Raw genomic sequence first — 12,122 nt, forward strand, 5'->3', positions numbered from 1 at the left:
GCAAGGCTATGAAAAAAGGAAGATGGGATCTCTCCAGGCGCAGTTTTATCAAGGCCGCGGGCCTGGCCTGCGGGTACGCCGTGGTGGGTGCGGGCATGGCTAAGAAAAGTGCGGCAGCGGTTCTGGAGCTTTTGGACATTCGGCAGCGGGCCGTCTACGATGCCGATGCAGATCCCCGCAAATACGCGCTTCGCAAGTCCCAGGACAACCCCATGGTGAAGGCTCTCTACGCCCGGGGCGGCTTTCTTGAGGAGGGGCCCTGCGGGCATCGCTCCCACCACCTGCTTCACACCACTTACGAGGACAGGAGTGCTCACATCCGTGCCTTGAAGGCAAAGGGGATCGAGTTGTCCTTTTGATGCGTCGTGCCGGGGCTTTCGAGGTGCGTATCTCCCTGTGATTTTTCTGGGGTGGGGGAAAGGCGGTTCAGGGAGTCCCGGCATTCGAATGTAACGTATGGTTCCCTGGAAGAGTGTCCGGTTTGCTCCGAAATAAAGATCTGGGCGTGTGCTTTGTTCTTGCAAGAGACATGTTATTTTTATTGTTGAACGCATGTCGGAGCATGACCGGTGCGTCGGAAGCCCCTGGAAAGGCGGATACGGATCGTGATCTGTCACTTTGGAAAATCCGGCGAATTCCTTTTGGTGAGGGCAAAAAAGATGGGTGGGTTAAAATTTCGCTGGGGCAGACGATTTTAAAAACAATGGTAGCTGTAGCGCGTGTCTGTTTTTGTGTTGTTTCAATGTGTGAGTATTGAAGGAACATTTTTTGTGCCATTGTGTTGCTTTTTCTCTGCCGGTTTGTGTAACACACTTGCGATAGTGTGCGTTTACCTGATCGGATCGTTTTTATTGAGTTAAGGAGCAGAACAGATGCCAGATGCAAGTACCAACGAGGACCCGGTAACCCTGCCCGGGCTTTCCGGGACCTTTCAAGAGATGGAGGGAGTCAACTACAGGCTCGGTTATCCGGATGTCGGCAACCTGGATAGTGTATCGTTTGTTGAAACAGACCCCGGCCGGTGCCAGGGATGCGGCAAGTGCCAGGTCCAGTGCCCCACGGGTGCAAGGCAGAGGCAGCCGGACGGCACCCGGGAAACCGTGGACCCGGCGGCCTGCGTGAATTGCGGGCAATGCGTGATCGTTTGTCCTTATCGAGCCATTGGGGAAGGGGCTTCCTGTCTTCCCGAACTCATTGAGAAATTGAAAGACCCCGATACCGTGGTCGTTGCCATGACGGCCCCTGCCGTGAGGTATGCCCTGGGAGAGTGCTTCGGCATGCCCACGGGCACCTACGTGGAGGGCAAGATGCACGCCAGCCTGAGGCGCCTGGGGTTTGATTATATCTGGGACAACGAGTGGGCTGCGGACGTCACGGTGATGGAGGAGGCGACAGAGCTGGTCGAGCGAATTACCTCGGGGGGAACCGCGGACAGGCCCCTGCCTCAGTTCACCTCGTGTTGCCCGGGCTGGATCAAATTCTGTGAGACCTTTTATCCTGAGCTGATTCCCCATCTTTCCACCTGCAAATCTCCGGTGGGGATGCTGGGAGCCCTGGCCAAGACTTACGGCAGCGAGCAGACCGGCGTTGCACCGGAGAAGGTCTACACCGTCTCCGTGATGCCCTGCGTCGCCAAGAAATACGAAGGGCTTCGCCCGGAGCTGAACGCCAGCGGCCAGAGGGATATCGATGCCACCCTCAACACCCGGGAGCTGGCATACCTGATCAAGAGCGCCGGGATTTCGTTTCACACCCTCCCCGACGAAGACGCCGACCCCGCACTTGGGGTTTCTTCCGGGGCAGGCACCCTGTTTGGTACCAGCGGCGGGGTGATGGAGGCGGCCTTGCGATATGCCTACGAGGCCCTGTCCGGTGAGACCTTGAACGATCCCGACATTGAAGCCGTACGCACGGAGCGGGGGTTGACGCGGGTGGAGCTTCAGGTTCCGGGCTTCGGCCCTCTCCGCGTGGCCGTGGTGAGCGACCTGAACAAGGCAGCCATGCTCTGCGACAAAGTGCGCTCCGGAAGAGCGGATTACCATTTCATTGAGGTGATGGCGTGTTCCGGCGGGTGCGTCAACGGAGGCGGTCAGCCCCTGGACCCCGCTCACCTTGAGGCATCGGTCTTTAGAAAGATGGTGGCCGGTGTGAACAGACGCTTTAACATGAGAAAAATTTCGTAACCCAGGGAGGCAGGCAATGAAAAAGATGAGGTGGGATCTTTCACGACGCAGTTTTATGAAAGCCTCCGGATTGATCTGTGGGTACGCTCTTTTTGGCGTGAACACGGCAAAGGAAGGGGTGGCCAAGGTCCTTGACATGATCAGGATCCGTCAGGATTCGGTCTATGAGGCCGATGCGGATCCGGCCGTATACCCGTACCGAAAATCCCAGGACAACCCCATGGTAAAGGCCCTGTACACCGACGACGGGTTTTTGAAGGAGGGCCCGGGTGGGCACCTTTCCCATGAGCTGCTCCATACCCGGTACCGGGACAGGAGCGGCGATATCGCGAGCATCCGAGGGCTGCGCCGCTAACGAGAGGAACGAATCGGTTCCCCGTCTGCGGACAAAAGCCCTGTTGACACCATGTCTCTTGTGGCTGAAGGGCGTTTTTTCTTCGGATTCTCGTATTGTATGAGCCTTCTGGCACAAAATATGCTATTTGCCATGGGGGCAATCGCCACGGTTGTCCCCATGGACCCGATGGTCCGTTGGAGCCTTTGTAATAACACATTAGATTGCGGGAAGCCTTGACGCCTGTATATCTGCCGGCGCCCGGGACTTTCGGTGTGGTGCCGCGGCACCATGCCACTGGATGGATGAGATGACGTATGACCCTGAGCACCCCGAGGATTTTATCGATGCGGCGAGCATCTGGAACCACATAGAAACAGCAAGCAACCCGGCACCCGAGAGGGTCCGGGAGGTCCTGGCCAAGGCCGGCGAGATGAAAGGGCTGACCCTTGAAGAGGCCGCTGTCCTTCTCGCCTGTGAAGACACCGGCCTGGACGACGAGATTTTCGCCACGGCAAAGAGGGTCAAAGAGAGCATCTACGGCAACCGTATGGTGCTCTTCGCGCCTCTGTACATCACCAATGAGTGCTGCAACTGCTGCAGCTACTGCGGGTTTAACGCCACGAACAAAGAGCTGACCCGCCGAACCCTCACCATGGATGAGATCAAGGACGAGGTGAGGGTGCTGGAAGACCAGGGCCACAAGCGCCTGCTGCTGGTCTACGGCGAGCACCCCCGGTTCGGCGCCGAGTGGATGAAAGAGACCGTGGAAGCGGTCTACGCCACCCAGTCGGAAAAGAGCGGGGAGATCCGCCGGGTCAACATCAACTGCGCGCCTTTGTCCGTCGATGGCTTCAAGACCCTGGCCTCCGCCGGTATCGGCACCTACCAGTGCTTTCAGGAAACCTACCACCGAGAGACCTACGCCAAGGTTCACCTCAAAGGCAAAAAGACCGACTATCTCTGGCGGCTCCACGCCATGCACCGGGCCATGGAAGGCGGCATCGACGACGTGGGCATGGGGGCGCTCTTCGGCCTCTTTGATCACCGGTTCGAACTGCTGGCCCTGCTTGCCCACGCCCAGCAGCTGGAAGCAGACACCGGCGTCGGGCCCCATACCATCTCCTTTCCCCGCATCGAGCCCGCCCTGGGTTCCGAGATGTCCACCAACCCTCCCGATGTGATCACCGACCACCGTTTTAAAAAGATTGTGGCCATCACGCGCCTGGCCGTTCCCTACACCGGCCTTATCATGAGCACCCGTGAAAACGGGGAGCTTAGGCGCGAGCTCATGGAACTTGGCGTCTCCCAGATGAGCGCCGGGTCCCGTACCTACCCCGGAGCCTACTCCGATCCCGAATACGACCGCCCCGATGTTCAGCAGTTCTGCCTCGGCGACAACCGCTCCCTGGACGAAGTGATCCGCGAAATGGCGGAAAACGGGTTTACTCCCTCCTGGTGCACGGCCTGTTATCGCAAAGGGCGCACCGGCGACCACTTCATGGGCCTTGCCAAGCAGGGTTTTATCCAGGAGTTCTGCATCCCCAACGCCCTGTTGACCCTACGTGAGTACTTGAGCGACTACGCCAGCCCCGAAACCCGGGCCGCGGGCGAAGCCCTTCTGGCCAGGAGCGAAGAGACCATGGCCCAGCGCAAGTGCGGCAAAGAGTTCTCCAAGCTCTTAAAACGCGTCACCGACGGTGAGAGGGATCTGTATTTTTAAATGTCGCTGGTGCCTTCTATGGTTGAAGTGCATGAAAAAGCCTGCCTCCGGCGGCGAGGTGAGCCACCTCGAAAGCATATTGCCCTTGCGCGTTGTCCCTCGTTCCTCGGGCCAATGCGCAAGGGCCTTCGGCTCGGGCTTCGCCCGAAACATAGGCTGATGGTTTGTACGAGCGATACGACAAGCCTTGAAGGGCCACGATTCGTTATCGTAACACGTTTCACTCGCTCCCAGGCTCTGCCTGGGAGTGTCGATGGCAAGGCTCCGCCTTGCCGAGTGAAGCATAGGGGCATAGCGGATAAGGGCTATGCCCTAACATGATGATACATAACGATATTTCACCTCATATTTGCTATGTCTCGAAGCACCGATCAAAAAATGATGCTGAGGACTTATGGGATGATTCCGTCATGTGTCATTTATTCTTGGCATGGCCCTAAAACGTACAGGGGAAAACGGCTTCAAGTGTGGAGGCAGAGCCTCCGTGGATCATTCCCAGGCGGAGCCTGGGAACGAAACAGCCCCTTGATCTCGGTATTGAACACGGGCGCAGCCCCTGAGCATTTGCGAACCTGGGGTGCAGGGGATTTATCCCCTGCCTGCCGGAGGCATGCTTTTGGCTTTTTGGGGACTGGGATTTAGACCATAGAGGGCGAACGAAAAAACGACACAACGGTGGATACCTTAGATGACAGATGCCATGGACGTGACATGTCCTGACACACGGATAGAGACGGACAGCCTGGGGGAGGTGGCGGTGCCTGCCTCGGCGTATTGGGGCGCGCACACCCGGCGAGCCCTGGACCATTTTCCTTCGTCGGGCCAGAGGATTCCAGGGCCCTTTGTCCGGGCCCTGGCCCTGGTGAAGCGGGCCTGTGCCGAAACCAATGTTTCCCTGAAGTACCTGGACGCCTCTGTTGGGGAGGCCATTTGCGCTGCCTGCGACGAGCTGGCCCAAGGAGATTTGGGGCTTCAGATTGTGGTGGACCCTTTTCAGGGCGGGGCAGGCACGTCCACCAACATGAACGTCAATGAGGTGATCGCCGGGCGGGCTGCGGAGCTGCTCGGGTCGCACCGGGGGGATCGCGAGCTCGTCTCGCCCCTGGATCATGTGAACCTCCATCAGTCCACCAACGATGTGTATCCCACGGCCCTGAAGGTGGCGGCGCTGTTTCTTCTGAAAGAGCTGGAGACGGAAACCGGCCACCTGCAGCAGGCCTTTCAACTGAAGGAGACCGCGTTTTCTTCGGTGGTGAAGCTGGGGCGCACCCAGATGATGGACGCCGTGCCCATGACCCTGGGCATGGAGTTCGGCGCCTTTGGGGAGGCCATTGCCCGGGATCGCTGGCGGGTGTTCAAGTGCCGGGAGCGGCTCAAGCAGGTGAACTTGGGCGGCACGGCCGTGGGCACGGGGCTGGGCGCTCCGAGGGCTTACATCTTTAAGGTTGTGGAGCGTCTCAAGGCCCTGACCGGCGTGGTCATCGCCCGGTCGGAGAACCTGGTGGACGCCACCCAGAACCTCGACTCCTTTGTGGAGGTCTCCGGTATCTTAAAGGCTTACGCCGCCAACCTGGTGAAGATCGCCTCGGACCTGCGGCTGTTGAGCAGCGGTCCCCACGGCGGCCTGGGGGAGATCAACCTGCCGCCGCGCCAGGCAGGCTCGTCTATCATGGCGGGAAAGGTGAACCCGGTGATCCCGGAGGCGGTGATCCAGGTGGGGCTGCGCACCATGGCCAACGACCAGATGATCGGGGCCGCAGCCTCCATGGGCCAGCTGGACTTAAACCACCTCATGCCCCTGGTGGCCCACGGGCTGCTGGAGTCCCTCACCCTGTTAAACGGAGCGGTAAAAAGCTTTCGGGTTTTCTGCGTGGAAGGGATCACCCCCAACGCCGAGGCCTGCAAGGCCCACGTGGCGTCAAGCGACACCCTGCTTACGGCCCTGGTCCCCTTTATCGGGTATGACCGGGTGGCCGGGCTGGTTGAAAAGGCACGGGCCACGGGGCGCTCCGTTGCCGACCTCGTGGTGGAAGAGGGCGTGCTGAGCAGCGAGCAGGTGGCGGCGGTGCTTTCTCCCAAGCGCATGCAGAAGCTGGGCTTTGACGCAGCAGATGAAGCCCTCTTCAAAGGAGAGAAACCATGACCAGAGATGAGATTCTTGCCTACCTGAAAGGAAAGGACGATGCCGGGCTCTTTGCCGGGGCACGGGCTGTTCGGCGCGAAATCTTCGGGGACGAGATCTATTTAAGGGGCATCGTGGAGTTTACCAGCTTCTGTCGGTGCCGCTGCAACTACTGCGGGCTGCGAGCGCCCAACGACGAGGTGTTTCGCTACCGGCTCACCGAAGCAGAGATCCTGGACGCCGTGGACGAGCTGGCGGCCCTGGACCTTCCCACGGTGGTGCTTCAGGGCGGGGAAGATCCCCACTACGATGTGGCCTTTATCGGGCGTATCGTCCGAAGCATCAAGGCGCGCCATGCCATCGCCGTGACCCTTTCTCTCGGAGAACGGGGGCCCGAGGCCTTTTCCCACTGGCGGGAGTGCGGGGCCGACCGCTACCTTCTGAAGATGGAGACCCTGGATGAATCTCTTTACGGCACCTATCGCCCCGGGTGCGATTTCCAGCAGCGCCTGGCAGGGGTGCGCACCCTTCAGCGGCTGGGGTACGAAGCAGGCTCCGGCATCATCACCGGCCTGCCCGGCATGACCCTGGAGACCCTGGCTGACGATATCCTGGCCGTTACCGATCTGGCGTTGGACATGATCTCCGCCGGTCCCTTTGTGCCCCATCCCCAGACCCCCTTCGGCGCCGAGAGTCCGGGGGATCCCCAGCTTGCCCTGCGCACCATGGCCATCCTGAGACTCCTCAACCCCCATGCCAACATTCCGGCCACCAGCGCCCTGGAAACCGTGCGGGAAGAGGGCCGAAAACAGGGGATCGACGCCGGAGCCAACGTGCTCATGTTCTCCGTTACCCCGGCCTCGGTGCGGAAAAACTACGCCATCTACCCGGGCAAAAACCAGGAGACCCGCACCGCAGCCCACACCGTGCAAAAGGCCCGGGAACTCATTCGGAGCATGGGGCTTTCCCCATCCTCAAGCCTTGGAGGATCCAAGGTGGGCAAGGTGGGGGCACCTTGAAAACCTATGGCAAATGCATGGAGACCGCGGTTATGCGGGTGCTGCCGGGGCATTTGCGTGACGTGTGACGTTTTGCAGGTACCTCTGCAGGAGATGCCCATGTTATTTTTTGCACGAAGTCCGGGCCTTGGTTATCGTTTGGGCTGCGACTCTCAAAAAAGCTGAAAAAGATCGACCGAAACGGAGCGCTGCACTCCGGTGCGGCTTTTTAGTCCGTCGTTACCCGTGCCGCACAGGAGTGCGGCGCTCCAGGGGCAGGTGGGGCGGGGTCTCATGTAAATACGACCATGGCCCAAACGAAGATCAATGCCGAATTTTGTTTGAAAGGCGGATGTGATTTGACCCGAGGAATCCGCCTACGCCCATATCGATGCGTCACCATTCGACCATCATCAATGGGCTACGGCGCGACAGGCGAGGGGCAAAGCGCATCCGCCACCTGCTTTCAAGGTGGCACACCTTGCCGCCGGAGGCGGGTTTTTTTAAAAAAAAAGTTCAGGGAAAGCGTTTCTGTTTTAATATGAAGGAGTAAGAGATGTCTGTGAAAGCACCCAAGGGGGTTCGGTTGGTGATCACGCTCACCGGGCGCCGCAATGCGGGAAAATCATCGCTCATCAACGCCATCTGCGGGGAGGAGATCGCCATTGTCTCGGAGATGCCCGGCACCACAACGGACCCGGTGGCCCGGCACCATGAGCTGTTGCCTCTGGGGCCGGTGACCTTTTACGATACCGCGGGCCTGGACGACGAGGGTGCCCTGGGTGAGCTGAGGATCCAGGCGGCCAGGAAAGTGCTGTTCCGGACGGACGTGGCCGTGGTGGTGGCCGGTGAAGAGGGGATCACGGACTATGAAAAAGAGGTCATCGCCGAGCTTCGCCGCATGGGTATCACCTTTCTGGTGGCCTTGAACAAAAGGGATCTGCGGGACGACACCGAGGCCGATGTCCGGTGGTGCGCCGAGGAGGGTATTAACGTCCTGGCCGTTTCTGCCAACGGCGGGGACGGGGTGCGGGAGCTTAAAGAGGCACTCATTGCCATGGCCCCGGCGGAGTTTCGGGAGGAGCCCCTGCTTGTGCGGGATCTTGTGAACGAAGGGGACTGGGTGGTCTGCGTGGTGCCCATCGACTTGGCGGCTCCCAAGGGGCGCCTGATCCTGCCCCAGGTGATGGTGTTGCGCGATATTCTGGATGCCGATGCCGTGGGCCTGGTGGTCAAGGAGCGGGAGGTGGAAGAGACCCTCTCCAACATGGGCAAGAAACCAGCTCTGGTCATCACCGATTCCCAGGCGGTCCTCAAAGTGGCCGCCGACGTGCCGGAGGACGTGCCCTTTACCACCTTCTCCACGCTCATGGCGCGGTACAAGGGGGACCTTGAGGCCCTGGTGGAAGGGGCCGACATGCTGGACAAGCTCAAAGACGGGGACACCATCCTCATGGGCGAGGCCTGCTCCCACCACGAGGTGGCCGACGACATCGGCCGGGTGAAAATTCCCCGCTGGATTACCCAGTACACCGGCCTGGATCTCAACTTTGAGTTTTACTCCGGCAACGATTTTCCCGAAGACCTGGAAAAATACGCCCTGGCCGTCCACTGCGGGGGCTGCATGCTCAACCGCACGGCCATGCTCCGGCGCGTCCGCGAGTGCCGGAGGCGGGGCGTGCCCATCACCAACTACGGGGTGGCCATCTCCAAGGTCCAGGGGCTCCTGGACCGGGTGATCAGGCCCTTTGGGCTGGCCGGAGAGTAGCTTCCCTGCACATAGGGCTAAAAAGCCTCCGGCGGCCCTGCCGGGGGCCAAACTTTTAGAAAGTTTGACAAACAGGTCTTAAAAAGGGCTTCCAGGCTCCGCCGAAATAATTTGGCCTGTTTCTCACCCACCCTTCGTGTTGGTCGCCCTGAAGGGCGATCAACACGAAGGGTGGGTGCATTAAGATAGTTTTTTGAGGCTTGTCACGCCGAAGGCAGGCTGAATAGTAACAAAAGATGGAGCGCCGCACGCCCGTGTGGCAGACGCTCCGCCCATGCAAAAAAGCCGCACAGGAGTGCGGCGCTCCACACGAGAAGCCTTCGGCGGCAAGGTACACCACCGTGAAAGCTTATTACCGTAGCGTTTTAACCCTCGTTCATCGGGCTAAATCACTTCGGCATAAAGAGTATGGTCGTCAGGCCTGTGTGCCGATCTCCATAACCTATTACCTATGACCTGTTATTGCCTCTGACCTTTTTTCCCTATTCCCCCACCTTATACCCCACATACCCCTCGTGGTAGCACTCCAGGCAGAATCCCTTTTCCGGGCAGACGACCCACAGGTCTTCGCATTCGTCGGTAAACAGGTCGGTGTGGCGAATCACCGCCCGGGCCTCCAGGCTCAGGCAGGGGGTGTCGGCATTGCCGAAAATCACGGTGACCCCATCGCCCGGGGCGAGGTGGTCCGAGACGATGCTTGCGATCAACCGGTCTTTTTCCTCGTCTTCGATATAGGGGCGGGTGGTGCTCCCCGGCACCTTTTTCCAGTCGATACCGGAAAACACCACGGGAAAATGGTCGAAGATCCACCCCACGGCCTCGCGGTCCAGGTGGACGGCAAAGGAGACATTCAGGGCTTTCAGGCTGGCTGCAAGGTCTTCAATGAGGGCCATGCGCCGTTCCCGCTCAAGTCGTGCCTTGAGCTCTTTACGCCTTTGGAGCAACTCCTCCCGGTTGGGTGGCGGGCCTTGTTTGGTCACGATACATCTCCTTGCCTGGATATTTCACGAGTCGAGTGCACCCATATTCAAGGCATCAGAGCTGCAGATGTAGTGGTTTACCTCAAAGCTCTGATAACGCAGAAGATGGGTGCACTCGGCTCGCCCGAAGGGTGAGAAAATCAAACAGCTAACGTCGATTTATATTTTGTATTTTCAAAACAGTTGACATTTTTTATTGTAACCATTCAAAATAATAGTATTTTTTTGCTTGGTTGTTTTCTCATGAAATATCCGGGCTTGGGGGTTACGGGCGCAGCTCCTTGAGCCATCGTTTGAGCAGGCAAAAGACCAGGATCCACACCAGGAAGGAGAGGAAAAAAGAGAAAACCCCTTTGTGCTCTCCAAATAACCCGGTGACCGTGTAGGCAGAGGCGCTTGCGGCAAGCATGGCAAAAAGTGTGGGCATCGTAGGCTCCCGAGGGGGGCTTGTGGTCCTTTGGTTGCTTCAGGGACCGGAGGTTGAGGTTTTCGCATGGCCGTGTGACGTTGACGGGTCCAAATCGTAACGGTTTTTTCTTTAAAAATGAATTTCTTTTTGCGGGTCTCAACCGGTTGGGTACCGAATTACAGGCTTCGTCGCTTTATTCGTGGGATGCTGTGCGGATAATGGGAGGTAAGAGAAAAACACAGCGCCCAGGCACTGGCTTTGGCACCAAGCGTTGCTATGGGCTTTTGGGAGGCGGTTTACCCTGCATTGGGATGGACTTCGGGTGAACCGCCTCCGGCTAGGATCATGAGATAACGACGGTGGGTACCGGTTTGATGAAATGCTGTCTCAGGCTGTAAGTGTACGCTCCCTGCCTGGGGATGAGGAGACGATCCCCGGGTTCGATGGCGGTCCCCCAGTAGCTGTATCCCCAGAGGTCGTGGGGTGTACAAAGGGAGCCCAGGACATGGCAGGGTTGCTCAACGAGCCCGGGGCGGCTCAGGTTGACAATGGGGGCGTAGTCCGTTTCGAAGCGTTCCCACCCGATGGCGTTGGTGCCGGCATCGGTGATAACAAGGTCTTCGGCTTTTTTATCCACCACCGTGACAACAAGGTGCATGGCGTGGCTGACGAGCCAGCGCCCCGGTTCGAAACAGACCTTGCAGGTGAGGTGGGGGAAGATGTGATGCCGCAGGGCATGGGACAGGGTTTGCGCAAAGGTGGTGATGCATGTCCCCGGTTCGTGGACCGGAGACATGGCGGCGTTGGTTGCTTCGCCAAGTGCCAAGCGAATTTTTCCTCCGGGTGTTGCATCGGGCTGGAGCCACTCGCCCTCCTCGGGCCAGTAGCCGCCGCCGATGTCCACAAATGTGATGCGCTTCTTAAAAGAGTCAGGCATGTCAGCGAGGGCCTTTCCCAGTTGGGCAATGAAGCTGACTTGGGAGCCGGGGGTGAGGTTCCAGCTGGTGTGGAACTGTAACCCCTGGAGATAGACATTGGGAAGCTGCCTGCAGCGGTTCCAAAAGGCTGGAAGCTGGTCCAGGGGAATACCGAATTTCCGCCAGGCTCCGTCGGGGTTGGTGGTGAGGCGGATGCCGGCCCGGACTACCACCTTGAGCTCTTTCGCAATGGTCTGGAGACGTTCGAGTTCACCGAAACTATCGATGAGGACGCAGACCCTGTCATTATTCCATGCTGCTTTTTTGAGCTCTTCGTCTGTTTTTCCAGGGCCGCTGAAGACGATACGAGCTGCATCCCAGGAGAGGGCATTTTTGAGCTCTTCTCCGCTGGAAATATCCAGGCCGAAGCCTTCGTTCATGAGGGTTTTTGCCACCATGGGGTGGGAGTTGCTTTTGACAGCATAAAAGAACTCCGTTTTGGGCAGGTGATTTTCAAAGACTTTTCGAAAGGTCTTGGCCCGTTGTGAAAGGACACTGCGGTTCAGATAGTAAAATGGAGAGGGGTGGGTCGGGTCTGTATAGAGCGCCCGTTCGTTAAGGATGCCATTGACGAGGGTAGAGACCAGTCCTTTGGACAATGGCAGATGGTTGTGGGTTAGCATTGCTT

General features: G+C 58.7%; 10 protein-coding genes. 7 read left to right on the forward strand and 3 right to left on the reverse strand.

Annotation, left to right across the window (positions count from 1 at the left end; all coding sequences use genetic code 11):
• Positions 1-8 precede the first annotated feature (8 nt).
• The 7 genes from MSL71_RS17270 to hydF all read left to right on the forward strand — a co-directional run bounded on the left by MSL71_RS17270 (position 9) and on the right by hydF (position 9,128).
• Positions 9-359: an iron hydrogenase small subunit gene (locus tag MSL71_RS17270; protein WP_180142715.1), complete on the forward strand. Its 351-nt coding sequence runs from the start codon at positions 9-11 to the stop codon at positions 357-359.
• Positions 360-872: 513 nt separating this feature from the next.
• On the forward strand, positions 873-2,183 hold the full coding sequence (locus MSL71_RS17275) for a [FeFe] hydrogenase, group A (protein ID WP_180142717.1): 1,311 nt from the start codon (positions 873-875) through the stop codon (positions 2,181-2,183).
• Positions 2,184-2,199: 16 nt separating this feature from the next.
• Positions 2,200-2,538 carry an iron hydrogenase small subunit gene (locus tag MSL71_RS17280; RefSeq protein ID WP_180142719.1) on the forward strand — a complete coding sequence of 113 codons (339 nt, stop codon included), beginning with the start codon at positions 2,200-2,202 and terminating at the stop codon, positions 2,536-2,538.
• A 289-nt stretch (positions 2,539-2,827) separates the two neighbouring features.
• Entirely contained in the window at positions 2,828-4,240 is a 1,413-nt protein-coding gene (hydG, locus tag MSL71_RS17285) for a [FeFe] hydrogenase H-cluster radical SAM maturase HydG (RefSeq protein WP_180142721.1), read from the forward strand.
• Positions 4,241-4,928: 688 nt separating this feature from the next.
• Positions 4,929-6,383, forward strand: a complete 1,455-nt coding sequence (locus MSL71_RS17290) for an aspartate ammonia-lyase (RefSeq protein ID WP_218951065.1) — start codon at positions 4,929-4,931, stop codon at positions 6,381-6,383.
• Positions 6,380-7,381, forward strand: a complete 1,002-nt coding sequence (hydE, locus tag MSL71_RS17295) for a [FeFe] hydrogenase H-cluster radical SAM maturase HydE (RefSeq protein WP_180142723.1) — start codon at positions 6,380-6,382, stop codon at positions 7,379-7,381. The genes MSL71_RS17290 and hydE overlap by 4 nt, the downstream gene beginning before the upstream one ends.
• 535 nt (positions 7,382-7,916) lie before the next feature.
• Entirely contained in the window at positions 7,917-9,128 is a 1,212-nt protein-coding gene (gene hydF, locus MSL71_RS17300) for a [FeFe] hydrogenase H-cluster maturation GTPase HydF (protein WP_180142726.1), read from the forward strand.
• A 482-nt stretch (positions 9,129-9,610) separates the two neighbouring features.
• Here the strand turns inward: hydF and MSL71_RS17305 are convergent, their stop codons facing one another.
• The 3 genes from MSL71_RS17305 to MSL71_RS17315 form a co-directional block, all read right to left on the reverse strand.
• Positions 9,611-10,108: a hypothetical protein gene (locus MSL71_RS17305; protein ID WP_180142728.1), complete on the reverse strand. Its 498-nt coding sequence runs from the start codon at positions 10,106-10,108 to the stop codon at positions 9,611-9,613.
• 265 nt (positions 10,109-10,373) lie between these two features.
• On the reverse strand, positions 10,374-10,535 hold the full coding sequence (locus tag MSL71_RS17310; protein ID WP_180142730.1) for a hypothetical protein: 162 nt from the start codon (positions 10,533-10,535) through the stop codon (positions 10,374-10,376).
• A 325-nt stretch (positions 10,536-10,860) separates the two neighbouring features.
• A complete protein-coding gene (locus MSL71_RS17315; RefSeq protein ID WP_180142732.1) occupies positions 10,861-12,117 on the reverse strand; it encodes a diaminopimelate decarboxylase family protein in 1,257 nt (418 codons plus the stop codon).
• Between the last annotated feature and the right edge of the window lie 5 nt (positions 12,118-12,122).

Origin of the sequence: Desulfoluna butyratoxydans, from assembly GCF_900699765.1 — a bacterium.
GTDB classification, from domain to species: Bacteria; Desulfobacterota; Desulfobacteria; order Desulfobacterales; family Desulfolunaceae; genus Desulfoluna; species Desulfoluna butyratoxydans.